The following is a 16186-nucleotide window of genomic DNA, read 5'->3' as shown; positions in this document are numbered from 1 at the left end:
TGAAGCGAGCGCTCATTTCCGATCCATTTATATGGAATGGCGTCTCCAAATACCCTTTCCCGCCGAGAGCGACGGAACCGGCAACTGGGACGGGCTGTCGAATATCTCAAGGGCGACTGTTTCTTTCCGCCGGAAACGCCGTTTAAACGGTGAGTGATCGGTAGTAGCCAGTTGAAAGGCTTCAGGGCTCTCTTGATGGGATCCGGCGCCGAAAGATCAAATCCCTTCAGTGGCAATCGCTTGAGATGCCGTCACTTGTTGACCCGGTTTGGGGCTGATCGCTGACGCTGTAAGTTCGCGGCGGCCAGATCAGCTGGGTCTTTACCGGCAATGTTGACGGTTGGCTGAGCGAAGGTGACGCCGTTCTCCTGAAATGATTTTCGAAGAGATGCGTATGCGGTACGTCGAATAAAGCTCTGCTGGCTGGTGGGCACGGTGATCATCGCGAAACTGACCACAATTCCGTACTCTGCAAAATCTTCGACACCCTTCAGCTTTAGCGGCTCAATGAAGAAGCGACCCAGTTCAGGGTCCGTAAGCAAAGTCTGGCCTATCGCCTTGCCAATCTTGCGAACTTTCTCGAGATCCGTGTCATACGGGACAGTCACGAGTATCTTGGTTTTGGACCAGTCACGGCTCATGTTTTCCACTGCACCCAGTTCGCCGAAAGGGACAGTGAAAATTGGACCCCTGTGATGTCTTAGCTTTACCGAGCGAAGGCTGAAACCTTCGACGGTTCCGCGGTAGTCCTTTGCCTGGATATACTCTCCGACGCGGAAAGCATCGTCAAACAGATAGAAAAAGCCGCTTATGATATCCCGCACCAACGCTTGTGAGCCAAAGCCGATCGCCACTCCAACGATGCCCGCTCCTGTTATGAGCGGACCTATGTCGACCCCGATCTGACCAAGGATTGTCAAGCTTGCAACACCAAGAATGGCGACCGCAAGCACATTTCGGAGGATCGGAAGCAACGTCTGCAGCCGCGTGAAATGCTCTCCTTCCCAATCAGTCGCAGGCGCAGCCGAAGAAGGGTTTTGGCGGGTAAGCAGTCGCTCTATGGCGGCTTTCGAGAGATGCCAGATGATGTCCGCGACCAGAAGGACAAGTGCGCTCCGTAACACGCCAGCGAGAGCGTCATGGACCAACGGGATGCCGTGGGCGGGGAAGGTGAGGTCAGTTTCCCAGACAAATGCTATCCAAGCGAGAGCCGATAATAATACCGACGCCCTCGCACCGCGCACCAGAAGGATGGTTCGATTACTAGTTTGAGGGATTTGAAGCGTTTTGGAAGCAAGCTCCCGGACGAATTGAGAAACTGCGCGAAGAACCGGCGGCAGGATGGCAGGATAGATGCCCAACCAGAACAGCGCCCGGGGCGTTCAGGCACCAGAGAATCCAGACGAAGGCAGCATAGAGTGATATCGCCGTCTTCATCCTGGCATCTCGACCGACCGAAACCCATGTCGTACCGATGATGACCGTCAATATCATGCAGGACGCCAGGACCTCGATTGCCAGAGCGGTGTCGGGATCGAAATCGAGAACATGGCCCAACATCATCACGCTGGCGGTAAACAGCGACAGACCCATTACCAACCTTAAATTGCGGCGAAAAGATAAAGGTGCGATCTTCTCCGCCAAAGCCGAGACAAATCGCCAGGCCACAAACAAGAGCAAGTAGCAGCCTGCAACAAGGCGTACCGACAGTGGCAAATCGACGAGGAAATAAAGTGGTGCGACGACCGCCGCAAAGACCAGCGATGGAAGATATTGTTCCGGGCCGTCCCAATGATGCAGGCGATTTCGCCGGATAAATCGCTCCGCAGTGGTGCCAGCGACAACCATAAGGACGAAAGCGGAAGAAACCGGCAGATAACCATTGTCGTTCAGGTCATCCAAAAGGACCTGCATTGCCCGTTGTGTCTCATTCGGAATTCGCGCAGCGGCGGATAGAACCTCATGAATTCTGGCGCGCGTATGTTGTTCCCAATCAAGGATCCCGGCGGCTGTCGCCCCTTCAGTTGCCGGATCGGACCCGCGCCCAACAGTTGCCGGCACTTTCTCCAATGTCGGCAGTCGCTGCTGCGAATTTCGCGACTCGTCGCCGCTGTTGCTGACCCCGAAAACGGCCAACACCGCGAAGATCGAGGCAAGCACACAGGGGAATAATGACAGCCATCTCATAACAAACCCATGCGCCTGCAAAGGTTACAGGCGCCAATTGTTCGGTTGGGAAATGATGCATGGCTTTCACGTCAGCGCACACCTGGACAAGCGTTGATATCTGTTACCGAAAAAATTGAGGCGACCTCACCAACGCGCTAGCCTTTGCAGCCGGTAGGGCTAGTTTCATACCCCGGGGCGAGCGCCAGTTTTTTGCGCCCCACAGCCACCAAAGCTATAGCAAGTCTCAACTTCCGGATAGGTTGTTTGGGTCCAGTGTGAGGTCGATCTTAAGCGTGCACTTCTCTAGGTTGGCAATTGCTTCCTATGAACTGCGCCATATCAGCTGATCTGGAGGATAATATGCTACATGCTGAACACAGTCTGTCTGGAAAGTCGCATGCACCGTTTTGCGTCAGTTTAAAGCCCGACATGCCCCCTATTCAGGAACCCTTGGCAACAGTCGTTCACGACCTCGGTAATCTTATCCAGGTTGCGACGTCTGCCATAAATGTCCTGTCCCGCAATCCCTTGGTCTCTGCCGACGTCCGGGCTTTAGACGTCATTCGCAGCGCCCGAATGTCGCTGGACTGTGCTGGCGGACTCGTTCGCCAATCCCTCCGGGCCAAGAGTAATGGCTATACGCCCGTTGAAACCGTCAATGTTGAATCTTGTCTCCTCGATGTGAAAGACTCTCTGGCCATCTGGGAGCCGGAAACACACGTCGAAGTTCAGGCAGAGCCGAACTTGCCTCGCCTGGTTTGTAACGCCATCGGATTCAAAGCAGTCCTTCTGAATCTGATCGTCAACGCCCGCGAAGCGATGCCGGACGGTGGCACGATTTTGCTGGCTGCGCGGGTACTGGTACCTGACGGCGCACCGGCTGTTGAAATCGTGGTCGCCGATGACGGTCACGGCATGACGCGCGAAACTCTCGAAAACGCGTTCATACCCTTGTTCACGACAAGATCGTCAGGCGTTGGTGGTTACGGACTTTCCGCCGCAAAAAACTTCGTTCAGGCGGCCGGCGGCCACATAAAGGTGGAAAGTGAGCCCACCGTCGGCACGCGGGTGATCATTGTCCTCCCGGCCTACGGCATCTCCTGAACGGAGACCATTCATCCATAACTGGCACTTGCCAAAGATAACGCGGACTATTATAGTCCGCGTTATGGCACATATAACGGTCGGCGTGGAATACGGTTTGCATTGTCTGTTGTGGTTGATGGGGTCTCCGGACAAGCCTCTCAGCAGCCGGGATCTTGCCGATCTGCAGGGCATTTCTCCAAGTTTTCTGGCGAAGATATTTCCGAAACTTGAGCGAGCTGGCCTGGTCGTCGCATGGGAAGGAGCGAAAGGCGGATATCGCCTGGCCAAGCAGCCGGAAAATATCAGCGTACTCGAAGTGGTGGACGCCATCGAGGGCAGGAAACCTCTCTTCGACTGCCAGGAAATTCGTGGTCGCTGCGCAGCTTTTGACGGAAAGCCCCCGCGTTGGGCAACAAAAGGCGTCTGTGCGGTCCACGCGGTGATGTTGCATGCCGAGAAGGCAATGCGGGAATCTCTGGCGAGCCAGTCACTCGCTGATATAGCCGGGGAATTTGGCCGCAAGGCACCTGCGGAATTCTACGGAGATGTCGAAAAATGGATCGAAACCAGAACCATCTCCAAATCTCGTGGACGTTCTGCGGATAAATAGCCTGGCACCTGATCGAAGCAGGGTGCCATTGCATATGGCGCACCACATCTACGATAGGGGTTTCGAATTAAGTTTGTGGAGAAGGGTCATGAGCACTTTTTCAGTTCCTGATAAAAATAACACAGCCCTGGTCGCTTGCAGCAGGGCAAGGCGATGAAGGCGGCTGCTCTCATTGCCGACAGTCCGCTCGTGATTGTTGTTGACGACGATGCCGATGTTCGGCACTCGCTGCAGGAGCTTATCGAATCTGTCGGCCTCGACGTGGTATGCTTCGCATCACCGCGCGATCTCCTGGAGGCAAGGCTTCCCGACAGGCCGGGCTGCCTTGTCCTGGATGTACGCATGCCGGGGTCCAGCGGTCTTGATCTCCAGCACCAGCTTTGCGAGCAACGACGAACCAAACCGATTGTCTTTCTCACCGGATACGGTGACATTCCGATGTCAGTGCAGGCGATGAAAGCGGGGGCAGTCGACTTCCTCACTAAACCTGTGCGGGATCAGACCCTCCTTGACGCCGTCATTGAAGGAATAAAGCGGGACGTCGAGCAGCGGAAGCGTGCCGAGTACACCCATGAACATGCGTCCCGTTTCGCAACGCTCACGCCACGCGAGAGGCAGATTCTCCACGAAGTCGCACTTGGTCGCCTCAACAAGCAAATTGCCTTCGACCTTGGTATCAGCGAAGCGACGGTCAAGCTGCACCGCAGCAACGTCATGCGGAAGATGCAGACGATCTCCGTCGGGGAACTGATCCGCGTCTGGGATGCGTTACCAGCGTCGCTGCGAGATGCCACACCGGTGTCGCTATCGTCCTGAATGGGGTTTTCAGGCCGTTTCCGATTGAAAGGCGCGGCAGACGACAGATTCAATCCAATCATGCCGTTCGCTCGTCCTGCTGCGAGGTTGGGGATCGACACAGCCAATACCCGTGAACATTCTGCCATGCGGACACGCCTGCACAACAGGCGCGTGGTTGCCTTGTTCGGTTCTACACCTCCAGTCTTTCGGCGGACCAAACCTCGCCTTTGGTTTATGTGACCTCGTCCTAGGCTCGATATTCCCGAGGGCGGCAATCGCGCAATCTCATGTCAACGGAAACGCCTGACGGAGAACTCTTGTGCGAGGCGCACTCAAAATTCTGGTTATTGCGGCCGCGGTCGGCGTCTTACCTGACGCTGCCGGCTTCGCTATGTCACCTTCCCCCAAGCCGACGATCGTCCTCGTCCATGGCGCCTTTGCAGAATCGGCGAGCTGGAACCGCATAATCGATAGGCTGAGAAGAGACGGATACAAGGCTGTTGCCGTTGCCAATCCCCTGCGCGGCGTGGCCAACGACGGTGCGGCAGTCGCCAGTTATCTCCACTCGGTACCGGGACCCGTGGTGCTTGTCGGCCATTCCTATGGAGGTCCGGTTATCACCGAGGCTGCAAATGATAGTCCCAACGTCAAGGCTCTCGTTTATGTTGCGGCTTTCGCACCAGATACTGGCGAGTCGAGCACCAGCCTGTCTTCGAAATTCCCGGGCAGTACGCTATCGAAAACGCTGAACGCGGTAGAACTGCAGGACGGAGGCCAGGACCTCTATATTCAGCCAGATATGTTCCGCGAGCAATTCGCGGCGGACGTTCCGGAAAAAACCGCCATCCAGATGGCATTCACGCAGCGGCCCATTCTGAAAGCCGCCTTTGCAGAACTGACGAAAAGACCATCCTGGAAGGTGTTGCCTTCCTACTCAATTTTCGGTTCGCGCGATCTGTGCATTCCACCGGCCGTCATGAGTTTCATGGCAAAACGCGCTCAGGCGCGCAAAACGGTCATCCTCAAAGGAGCATCTCACGCCCTGATCGTCTCTAAGCCGAGAGAGGTCGCCACGATCATCGAGGAAGCTGCGCGCGAGAGCGCAGCTGACCTGGCCGCCCGTGCCGCCAAATGAACACCGTATCAATCAACTGAAACAAGGAGAACTGACATGAAAATCGTCGTCATCGGGGGTACCGGGTTGATCGGCTCAAAAACGGTCGCAAGGCTGAAAATGCAGGGGCACGACGTTCTTGCTGCCTCGCCAAATTCCGGTGTGAACACCGTTACAGGCGAGGGGCTGGATGATGCTCTCGCGGGGGCAGAGGTTGTCATCGATCTGGCGAACTCTCCTTCATTCGAGGAAAAGGCGGCCATGGACTTTTTCGAAGCGGCAGGGCGCAATCTCTTCGCGGCCGAAAAGAACGCCGGAGTGCGCCATCATGTTGCGCTGTCGGTCGTTGGCACGGACAGGATGCAGGCTATGGGCTACTTTCGCGCAAAGTTGACCCAGGAAGAACACATCCGCAAGTCCGGCATCCCTTACACGATTGTCCATGCCACCCAGTTCTTCGAGTTTGTCGGTGCGATCGCGCAATCGGCAACTGAAGGCTCGATCGTCCGCTCACCGACGGGAGCATTCCAGCCCATCGCGGCCGATAATGTTGCCGACGCCGTGGCGAAAGTTGCGGTCGGCAAACCTTTGAATGGAACGATCGAAATCGCCGGTCCGGACCGAGCTCCCATGAACGAGTTCATCAGTCGGTTCCTGAAGGCAACCAACGATCCGCGCACCGTCATGCCCGATCCGAAAGCACGCTACTTCGAAGTCAGCATTGATGACCGGACGCTGGTTCCCGACGCAGGCGCACATCTGGGCGCTATCGGCTTTGACGAATGGCTGAAGGCCTATTCGGCGCAGCAGAAATAAGCGGCTCTCACTCAACCCGGTGCTGTCTGGAGTCGAATCGGCTAGGCAGACCTCTTCGACAAGGAGAATCATGATGATGAAATTACTCTTCTGCGGCGCCGCCTGCGCCATGTCGCTCGTCACATCCGTCGCGGCACATGAGGCCGAAGGCGAGAACGTGAAGATCGTCTACGATCAACCACTTCCGAACGTTCCCGGAAAAAGCCTGCGGGGCGTGCTCGTCGAATATGCACCGGGCGGCCACTCTCCTGCGCACACGCATCCGGCCTCGGCATTCATTTACGCGACCGTCCTGGAAGGCGCCATCACCAGCCAAGTCAACGGCGGTCCGGTCACTGTCTACCGTGCTGGCGAAAACTTTTCCGAATACCCCGGGGATCATCACGCGGTGAGCGAAAACGCAAGTAAAACCGAGCGCGCGCGTCTGCTTGCCGTGTTCGTGGTCGACACGTCAGAAACCAATCTTACAAATTACGAGAAGTAAGGCCGCTGGCATTTCGTCAACGGCTGTTCGGCGGGGCCTGCCTGAACAGCTGTAGAGGCTCAACATTGGCCATGATCCATCAGGTCACGGCCAGTATACCGGGGTGGCGCCGCCGCAGCGCCACTCCGGTTCGTATGCCGCAATAAAGGGCAGGTCCGACAATTGACCCTTGATGGCAGGAGAACGCGATGCGCATCGAAAAGCTTTACCCCATGGTCTCCGCTCGTTTGATGATTGTCAATCTGACGGATACGGTGGCGCGCGCGGCGGCGACACTCTCAAAACCTGGCGTTGGGCTCGCGGTTGTCTGCTCTGATGACGGCGTGGCAAGAGGCGTCCTCAGCAAGTCCGATCTTATTCGACATATCGCCCATCGCTCCGGACCGGGTTCGATTGAGGGGTTGATGAGCCCGAAGATCGTTGGTTGTCGCCCGACGGATGATTTGCAAACAGCGTGGCAGGCGATGGTCGATAATCGCCTCCAGAACATGCCCGTTCTTGGAGATCAGGCAAAACCACTGGGCGTTCTCGACATACGGGATGCCCTGAAGGTGCTCTACGAACAGGAGCAACTGCAGGAACACATGATGGAGAACTACATCGCCGGGTTGGCTACTGACAGCCTCTCAATGGGCATACAAGCAGTCAAAGCACCAGTCAGTTCCTGTCTGAGGACATCTACATGATGCAAGATTTCTCTGCCGATCTGGCGACCGATCCAATTGCCTGGCTGGTCTTTCTCGGAATAACGGGAATGATCGTTTGGAAGCTCATCGGTCCGGTAAGATCCAATCTCCGGCTTGTCGTCCAGATTGCTTTCTTCCTCGCCATGACGGCCGTCATCGTCTTTGGACAAGTGCCGCTTGGCCAGTCGAGCGGCGCGCCTACAGATGACGACCGAACGCTCGTCGTGATCCTTGGGCAGATGTTATGGTGGTTGCACCTCGCTTGGGCTGTGATCGGCTTTGTACGTATTTATCTTGTCCTCGAAGGCAGACCGCGAGAAGCGCGCCTCCTTCAAGACATTGTGGTCGGTGGCGTGTACTTGTGCGTCGCGCTCTCGGCTCTTGCATTCGTTTTCCGGCTGCCGGTCGGGACTTTGATTGCGACCTCGGGCGTGATCGCAATAGCGCTGGGCCTGGCCCTCCAAAACACGCTGGGTGATGTCTTCTCCGGTATCGCCCTGACGCTTGGCCGGACCTTCACGCTTGGAGACTGGATACGCCTCAATGATGGCGTGGAGGGGCGTGTGGTCGCCAGCACGTGGCGCTCGACGCAGATACTGACGATAGCCAACAACGTCGTGGTCCTACCCAATAGCGCATTGGCCAAGCTGGGGCTCACCAATGTCAGCCGACCGGAAGAAACGCACTTGCTGCAGCTGACCATCAGATTGAAGCCAACGAGGACACCGTCTGCAATTGAAGAGGTAATCACCACCGCCCTTGAAGGCTGCAACCTGATCATCAGGAATCCCGGCCCTGTGGTTGCTCTCAAAGGGATCGATGCCAACGCGATCGATGCCGATCTTTATGCAAGGGTGAAGGACCCCATACATATGATAGGAGCGAGAAACGAGATTATTGACTTGCTTCACCGCCACTGCAAAGCCGCCAACCTGCAATTTGCTCCGTCGGCATCGTCACTTCTTCTTGCGGAGCAGTCCACGACGCCTGATTCCTCGCATTCTCGCGAAAGAAGGCTGGTCGAAATCCTGCGCCAGAACAGCATTTTTGGAAACCTGGATGAGGCTTCGAAGGAGCACCTTGCCGATGCAGCCACATTGCGGGCCTACCCGGAGGGCGACACAATTGCACCGGACGACTCTCAGGTCTCGTCTGTCATCGTCATCGACTCCGGCGTTGTCGCAGTGATGCAGGATGGATTGGAGCAAAGGCGCCTCTCACCCGGCGATCTCTATGGCGGGGCGGATTTTTCGTCTCAATTTTGGAAGAACAGCTCCCTGAAGGCGGTGTCCGCCGTGAAAATCTGGGAGATCGGCCACGAACCTCTCTCAACCCTGCTCAGAAACCAGCCCGAACTTGCCAGGGAGCTTTCGATAAAGCTGTCGCTGCATGAATCGAACGCCCGTCATGCTATTAATCCCAGTGTTAGAAACGACCATACCTCGCACGCACTTTTAAGGTCGATCCGGACAATCTTCACTAACTGATAAAACCTAGCCTTCAGACGAGGTTCGCCGCCTGATTTTTCCAGTTATTATTGGGCGTCAGGTGTTGAACGCACGTCCGGTCCTGGGTTCGGACGGAGATGTTCGGGCGAAACGGAGCGTTGGTCTTGAATATCGGTAGGCACTTATTTGATGCAGCGGGCCTTCGCGGGCTGAGCGACCGGTTGCAGTCTGTTCCGGTTCGACCGCCCGACGCGCGTTATCTTGGATTTTTCTTTCTTTCCTATCTCGCTGGCTGTGGCTTAGCCCACCTGCTTGCAACCGTACAGGGCACGGGAATTTCAGTCTGGCCGCCGGGAGGCCTTTTTATTGTAACCCTTCTCTTTACCCAGAGGTGCACGTGGTTATGGTGGATCGCAACCGGATTGGGCGCTGAACTGGCAGCGAACATTCTTTGGTTTCGCAGCCCGTCCTCCGCAGCCCTGCTGATATATTTCGGCAATGCGCTGACGGCGGTGGCCGGAGCACTGGTTGTCAAGCGCGTTCTCGGACCTGCCCCCCGGTTTGACACGTTGAAAGGCGTCCTGGCCCTGCTCTTCCTCGGCGGAGGATTGGCACCGGTTATCAGTGCAACGGTCGGGAGTTTCGCCCTTGCCCGGCTTGGCATCCCGCCGCAATCCTTCGCTACCGCGTGGGCGTTCCGGTGGCTCGGCAATGCGACAGGCGTGCTTACGGCCGCGCCGCTCGTGATAGCGGTATTTCAGAGCTGGCAGGCGGACGGCGGCATCTCGACCCGACGTTTTTGTGAGGCGGGCGCGCTTGGACTGGTCCTGTTCGGCCTGACAGCATTTCTCGTGAAGGGTTATCTGCCATTCGCCTTCATCGTTGTGCCGTTGTTACTCTGGGCAGCGCTGCGATTTGCGTTGCAAGGTGCGGCGATGGCCGTTGCTGTACTTGTTGCGCTCGCTGCCCTGTCTGCGGCGCCGGCAGCCGATCCGGCCTTTGCCAGTCATTTTGCAGAAGAGCATCGACAGTTCGTCTTGCAGCTGTTTCTGGCAGTTTCTTCTTTTTCGACCGTCGTGGTTGCAGTCGTTTCAATGCAGCAAAAACGCGCTTCGCGTACACTCGAGGAAAGTCTTGATGCACTAAGGAGCAGGGAGCGGGATTTTTCACAGCTGGTTGATCTGGTGCCGAGTTACCTGTGGCGGCTCAGTGCGCGAGGTGACCCCGTATTCTTCAGCAAAAGAGTTGTCGATTTCCTTGGCGTGCAGGTTGGTGATTACGACACCGCAGATAAAAAGGGCCTGGCGGCCTTTATCGACGCTCTGGTTCATCAAGACGACAAGGACTCGTTTGCAGGTGCGTTGCAACACTCGATTGAAACGGGCGAGCCGTTCTCACTGAAGTACCGTCTGCGCGGGGCCGACGGCAATTACCGTTGGGTCCTGGGGCGAGCCGAACCCCTGCGCGACGACGACGGCGAGATCATCCAGTGGTATGGGCTTTCGCAGGATATCGAAGATCAGGTCCGGTCGGAGGCGGCTCTCCATCAAAGCAAACAGCAGCTGGAGCAAATGCTCGAAGCGGTGCCATTCAACGTATTGAGCTTCTCCCCGACCGGACAAATGACCTATGCCAGTCAGAGATACCTGAACCAGGCGGGGACGCCATCTTCTCACGTTAAGGACTTTGACGCCCTTGCTCTGGAGGTCGTCCATCCCGAGGACTTCCTCGCGATGTTTGACAGGGCCAAGCATGGGTTTGCAACGGGCGAGCCCTTCACAAATCGATTTCGCCGGATTCTCAGGGATGGATCCTACCGCTGGATCGAGGCTCGCGCACAGCCGTTGAAGGACAAAGAGGGGACTGTCCTTCAATGGTATATCGCGTCGATCGACATTGAAGAGGAGATGAAGGCCCAGGAGGCGCTGCGCGAGCGTGAACGCTTCTTGTGGCAATTGGTGGAAACATTACCGGCGATGATTGACTGCGCGGCGCCGGACGGAGAGCCGCTCTACCGCAGCCAGCAACTCAGGGAGTTCCTTGGATATAATCTGGATGCGCTGGATGGCAGCGGAAAATCCCGTCTGGACGGTACGCTTGACGCAGGTGTCCATCCCGACGATGTGGCAGGGGTTAAAGAGCAATACCGCCATTGCCTGTTGACAGGCGAGCCCTATGCCCGCCGGCATCGATTGCGCCGCCACGATGGTGAGTATCGCTGGGTAGAAACCCGCGCCGCTCCGATGCGGACCGAAACGGGAGAAATTGTTCAGTGGAATGTCATCTGTCTCGATATCGACGGAGAGGTTCGCGCCCAGGAAAACCTTCGCATGGCGCAGGACAGTCTGGCACGCGCCAGCCAGGCGGCCAGTCTCGCTGAACTCTCTGCATCCATAGCACATGAGGTTAACCAGCCACTTGCGGCCGTAATGAATTACTCAAATGCGTGCCAGCGCTGGATGACGATGAACCCTCCGAACATCGACCGCGCAAAAAAAGCGGTTGATCGCATTATTCACAGCGCTAACGCGGCCGCCGACGTCGTCAGCCGTATTCGTGCCCTGTTTAAGCAGGACAGAAACACGCGCGACTGCACTTCTCTCGACGAAATTGTGTTCGAGATGCGCGATCTTGTTTCGGTCGAAGCCGCACGACGGGGTATTCGCATCGAGCTTGATCTCGAGATCGGTTTGATGCTCAAGCCCTTCGACCGCGTCCAGATACAGCAGGTCGTCATGAATCTCGTCCGCAACGCGATGGACGCAATGGCGCCCGTCTCGACGAGGAAAACTGTGACGGTCAAGGTCTACGGAACGGGTGACGAGGTGCGGGTTTCCGTCATCGATCGGGGCCGGGGCGTTCAGTTTCCGGCCAAAATCTTTGAACCCTTTTTCACAACAAAAGATCAGGGAATGGGTATGGGCCTTTCAATATCCCGCTCGATTGTGGAAGCGCATGGCGGCCAGCTATGGGCTGAAAGAAATGAACCGCACGGCGCGAACTTCATTTTCAGCTTGCCTGCTGCACAGATCGACCTCGGTTAGTCGTGGCGGTAAGGCGTGCAAGCGAACGTTACCCGGGCAAGGGACGTTGGCTAAAAGATCGAAAGATAGCGAATACGGGAGTGCCGCGGTCTATGGAGGAGAGAATGAACCCAGGCGCGGCAGTGATTGCAGTTGTCGACGATGATCCCCAGGTCCTGGAATCCCTTCAGGAACTGCTCGAATCCGCTGAGTTCATCCCAAGAACCTTTTCGTCGGGCGCAGCACTTTTGGCCGAAGGAATGGCAGACATAGACGTCCTGATAACCGACATTGGGCTGCAAGATATGGACGGTTTCGAGTTGCAGGCATGTGTGGAGGGCAACTACCCTCATATTCCGGTATTTATGATCAGCGGGCGACACGAGAAACTCTATCGGAAATCATTCGGGCCCGAGAGGCCTGTTCTGCGAAAGCCGTTCGACGGAAATGCGTTGCTGGAGGCAATCCGGCAAGCTCTTGCGAAACGGGACCGCTCGATCCGTTCATAGATGGCATGGCCTGCAATTAAGTGCGGTGTCCTACGCGGATCGCGCGGTGCAATACGCAAAAGGCTAGGCTGACCTCATAGACCGTCCAGTCGACCGCCCCCTGACAGCCTCATAAACTGGGCGCGCAGTCTCGTGTCCATACGTTTCCTGTTCCGAAACAGGGGTTCCGGCCACAACAGCTGACTGCCGCAAAATTCCGCTTATTCCAACCAAACAGGAGACAAGCATGAACGCAAGTACCGCTTTACGCGCGAAAGTTGGAACAGAAGAACTGGTTCCGTCGCGCTATGCCGTTCAAATCGGTGAAATTGAAGTCCTGGTTATCAGCGATGGCGTTCTTCCGCTTCCGACGAAGATGCTCGGTCACAATGCCGATGCTTCCGAGCGCGCCGCCTGGCTGGACGAGATGTTTCTGCCACCAGACGCTTTCGACTGGTCGCTGAACGTCGTCCTTGTTCGTCACGGTGAGCAAACAATACTGATCGATGCAGGTCTTGGGCTCGACCCCGATCTTAACCTGCCAAGAGCAGGACAGGTGATCAGACGGCTCGAAGCGGCGGGAGTGGACCTTCGATCCGTCACCGACGTCGTTATCACGCATATGCATATGGATCATGTCGGCGGCCTTCTCGTCGAAGGTGTTAAAGAACGGCTCCGGCCGGACCTGCGCATCCATCTCGCTGCTGCTGAACTCAGCTTCTGGGAAAATCCCGATTTCACGCACGTGAACATGCCCCAGGGTTTCCCTGACGCGCTCCGTGCGACAGCGAAGAAGTTCGCCTCGGAGTATCGGGGATTCATCCAGACTTTCGTCGACGAATATGAGGTCGCGCCAGGTGTCGTAATTCACCGCACGGGCGGACACACGCCGGGACACAGTGTGGTGCGTGTTTCGTCGGGAGGTGACCGGTTGACCTTTGCGGGTGACGCGATTTTCGCCGTCGGCTTTGATCATCCCGACTGGTACAACGGTTTCGAGCACGATCCGGAGGAGGCTGCGCGCGTTCGGCTCAAACTCCTGAGGGAGTTAGCCGACAGTGGCGAGCAGCTGGTCGCCACGCATCTTCCATTTCCTTCGGTCGGACGAGTGGCGACAGACGGCGACGCGTTCCGCTGGGTCCCGGTTTTCTGGGATTACTGACCAAACAAACCGGAATGAGAGGGCCGCATGCGATCGACCTGGGCGCCGTCGCGTGCGGCCTTTTGCTGTTCAGCCAGTCGCTCAGCCACCGAGCGGTGTCACTGACCGACCGACGGGCCGCGGGAGCGGGAAGTTGCTCCCGCTGCCGCCATCCGGCGCGCGCCTTTCGCCGCCGGTGAACTCACTTCTGTTTAATGGGAAACAGAGACATGCAGCATCTGAGTGGCAAAGTCGTTGTAATAACCGGCGGTAATAGCGGGATCGGCAGGGCGACCGCTCAACTCTTCGCGGAGGAAGGCGCCGAGGTGATTATCACGGGACGGCGAGCGGACGTGGTAGAACAGGCAGTTGATGAAATCGGCCACGGTGCGGTGGGCTTCGTCGCTGACAGTGCTGATCTCGACCATCACAGGAGACTTGCCCACTTCGTCGCCGGAAAATTTGGCCGGTTGGATGTCTACATGGCCAATGCCGGTATCATCAATCTGACGACGTCAGCTGACGTGACGCCGGAGGACTATGACCGGCATTTTGCCATCAACACGCGAGGGGTGTTTTTCGGAGTACAGGCCATGTCGCCATTGATACGGGATGGTGGAAGCATCATCGTGACCAGCTCCCTTGCCGCGACCAAGGTGCTGCCCGATCACACGGTCTATGCCGGCTCCAAGGCGGCTGTCGCAGCATTTGCGCGGAACTGGGCAATCGAGCTGAAACCGAGGAGGATCCGGGTCAATATCCTGAGCCCTGGGCCCGTGGAGACAGCAATCTTGGAAAAGTTGGGCGTTCCCGAAACCCTGCTCCCGGCTTTCGAGGAGCAGATGGCGTCTCTTATTCCTGCCGGTCGCATGGGGCGACCGGAAGAACTAGCGCGTGCGGCTCTTTTTCTTGCATCGGACGCGGGAAGCTTCGTCAACGGCATCGAACTTCACGTTGACGGAGGCATGGATCGTGTCCCAGCGCGTGGTGTAGCTGGATTTCATAGCCATCGGTGATTTCCGGTAGGGTCGGGTTGCTTAGATCCAACCTGAAGGACACCACCGATGACCGACGATATGATGAACCTGCGCTCACTCGTTGAGAAGAGTGCCGACGCCGATTTGCTCCGGGATATGATCGGCTTTGCTGCCGAGAAGTTGATGGCACTGGAAGTCGGGGCGAAGACTGGCGCGGGATATGGCGAGAAGAACGGCTTTCGACTTGCCCAGCGCAACGGCTACCGCGATCGAGACTGGGAGACACGAGCAGGGACCGTCGAGCTGCGCATTCCCAAGCTTCGCACAGGCAGCTACTTCCCGAGTTTCCTGGAGCCGCGCCGGATGGCGGAGAAGGCTCTGACGGCGGTCATTCAGGAGGCTTACATCCAAGGCGTTTCGACCCGATCCGTAGATGATCTCGTCAAGGCCATGGGCATGAGCGGCATCTCCAAGAGCCAGGTATCGCGGCTCTGCGAGGAGATCGACGAGAAGGTGAAGGCCTTCCTCGACCGTCCTATCGAGGGCGAGTGGCCATACCTCTGGATCGATGCCACCTATCTGAAGGTTCGTCGCGGCGGACGCATCGTCTCTGTCGCTGTCATCATCGCTGTCGGCGTCAACACCGACGGTCGACGCGAGGTGCTCGGCATGGAGATCGGCACTTCAGAAGCAGAAGCGATCTGGACTGAGTTCCTGCGCAAGCTGACCAGGCGAGGCCTGCGCGGCGTGAAGCTTGCTGTCTCCGATGCGCATGAGGGCATCAAGGCAGCGGTGTCGAAGGTGCTGTCCGCCACATGGCAGAGGTGCCGGGTCCACTTTATGCGCAATGCGCTTGCCCATGCCGGGAAGAGCGGACGGCGTGTCGTCTCTGCCTTCATCGCCACGGCGTTTGCCCAGGATACTCCGGAGGCTGCAAGCACCCAATGGCGTAATGTCGCCGACCAGATCAGGCCGAAAGTGCCGAAACTCGCTACCCTGATGGATAGTGCCGAGCAGGATGTGCTCGCCTACATGACCTTTCCCAAGCAGCACTGGGCAAAGCTTCATTCAACAAACCCGATCGAACGTCTCAACGGCGAGATCAAGCGGCGCACCGAAGTCGTCGGTATCTTTCCGAACGACGACGCCATCGTCAGGCTCGTCGGCGCTTTGCTCCTCGAGCAAAACGACGAGTGGGCTGTTCAGCGATCCCGCTACATGACACTTGAGACCATCGCCACAATGAGCGATGATCCGCTCATCAGCCTGCCAGCCGCAAGCTGACACTCATCCGCCCCTCTGGGATGAGCCGTGGTCGTCTAAGCTACACCACTCCCCGGGACACG

The 16186-nt window shown here is 57.1% G+C and carries 15 protein-coding genes; 13 read left to right on the top strand and 2 right to left on the bottom strand.

The features are described from left to right. Positions 1 to 251: 251 nt before the first annotated feature. Positions 252 to 1361, bottom strand: a complete 1110-nt coding sequence (locus QE453_RS23645; RefSeq protein ID WP_309778345.1) for a mechanosensitive ion channel family protein — start codon at positions 1359 to 1361, stop codon at positions 252 to 254. Continuing rightward, entirely contained in the window at positions 1264 to 2187 is a 924-nt protein-coding gene (locus QE453_RS23640) for a hypothetical protein (protein ID WP_309778342.1), read from the bottom strand. Before QE453_RS23640 ends, QE453_RS23645 begins: the two co-directional genes overlap by 98 nt. Positions 2188 to 2529: 342 nt before the next feature. On the opposite strand from QE453_RS23640, the gene QE453_RS23635 reads away from it, so the two are divergent. From QE453_RS23635 to QE453_RS23575, 13 genes are all read left to right on the top strand, one after another. Next, positions 2530 to 3273, top strand: coding sequence for a sensor histidine kinase (locus QE453_RS23635; RefSeq protein WP_309778341.1), 744 nt, complete (start codon positions 2530 to 2532; stop codon positions 3271 to 3273). Between the two features lie 64 nt (positions 3274 to 3337). Next, a complete protein-coding gene (locus tag QE453_RS23630; protein WP_309778340.1) occupies positions 3338 to 3865 on the top strand; it encodes an Rrf2 family transcriptional regulator in 528 nt (175 codons plus the stop codon). A 153-nt stretch (positions 3866 to 4018) separates the two neighbouring features. Then, positions 4019 to 4681: a response regulator transcription factor gene (locus QE453_RS23625; protein WP_035211003.1), complete on the top strand. Its 663-nt coding sequence runs from the start codon at positions 4019 to 4021 to the stop codon at positions 4679 to 4681. Between the two features lie 373 nt (positions 4682 to 5054). Next, on the top strand, positions 5055 to 5798 hold the full coding sequence (locus QE453_RS23620; protein ID WP_309778338.1) for an alpha/beta hydrolase: 744 nt from the start codon (positions 5055 to 5057) through the stop codon (positions 5796 to 5798). Between the two features lie 36 nt (positions 5799 to 5834). After that, complete coding sequence (locus tag QE453_RS23615; RefSeq protein ID WP_034499503.1) at positions 5835 to 6593, top strand: SDR family oxidoreductase; 759 nt, start codon at positions 5835 to 5837, stop codon at positions 6591 to 6593. Between the two features lie 73 nt (positions 6594 to 6666). Beyond that, on the top strand, positions 6667 to 7077 hold the full coding sequence (locus QE453_RS23610) for a cupin domain-containing protein (protein WP_034499505.1): 411 nt from the start codon (positions 6667 to 6669) through the stop codon (positions 7075 to 7077). Between the two features lie 188 nt (positions 7078 to 7265). Then, positions 7266 to 7763 carry a CBS domain-containing protein gene (locus tag QE453_RS23605; protein ID WP_309778336.1) on the top strand — a complete coding sequence of 166 codons (498 nt, stop codon included), beginning with the start codon at positions 7266 to 7268 and terminating at the stop codon, positions 7761 to 7763. Then, the gene (locus QE453_RS23600) at positions 7760 to 9250 is read left to right on the top strand and encodes a mechanosensitive ion channel family protein (protein ID WP_309778335.1); all 1491 of its coding nucleotides are present in this window, start codon (positions 7760 to 7762) and stop codon (positions 9248 to 9250) included. Before QE453_RS23605 ends, QE453_RS23600 begins: the two co-directional genes overlap by 4 nt. 125 nt (positions 9251 to 9375) lie before the next feature. Next, positions 9376 to 12255 carry a PAS domain-containing protein gene (locus QE453_RS23595; RefSeq protein WP_404977905.1) on the top strand — a complete coding sequence of 960 codons (2880 nt, stop codon included), beginning with the start codon at positions 9376 to 9378 and terminating at the stop codon, positions 12253 to 12255. A gap of 104 nt (positions 12256 to 12359) precedes the next feature. Next, a complete protein-coding gene (locus QE453_RS23590; protein ID WP_309778333.1) occupies positions 12360 to 12743 on the top strand; it encodes a response regulator in 384 nt (127 codons plus the stop codon). Between the two features lie 226 nt (positions 12744 to 12969). Then, positions 12970 to 13884, top strand: a complete 915-nt coding sequence (locus QE453_RS23585; RefSeq protein WP_034499512.1) for an MBL fold metallo-hydrolase — start codon at positions 12970 to 12972, stop codon at positions 13882 to 13884. A gap of 209 nt (positions 13885 to 14093) precedes the next feature. Continuing rightward, complete coding sequence (locus tag QE453_RS23580; protein ID WP_309778330.1) at positions 14094 to 14879, top strand: glucose 1-dehydrogenase; 786 nt, start codon at positions 14094 to 14096, stop codon at positions 14877 to 14879. A 48-nt stretch (positions 14880 to 14927) separates the two neighbouring features. Continuing rightward, entirely contained in the window at positions 14928 to 16124 is a 1197-nt protein-coding gene (locus QE453_RS23575) for an IS256 family transposase (RefSeq protein ID WP_037095158.1), read from the top strand. Positions 16125 to 16186 lie beyond the last annotated feature (62 nt).

This window comes from Agrobacterium sp. SORGH_AS_0440, assembly GCF_031453135.1.
In the GTDB taxonomy this organism is placed as follows: domain Bacteria; phylum Pseudomonadota; class Alphaproteobacteria; order Rhizobiales; family Rhizobiaceae; genus Agrobacterium; species Agrobacterium pusense.
This window is presented reverse-complemented; position numbering and strand designations above follow the sequence as displayed.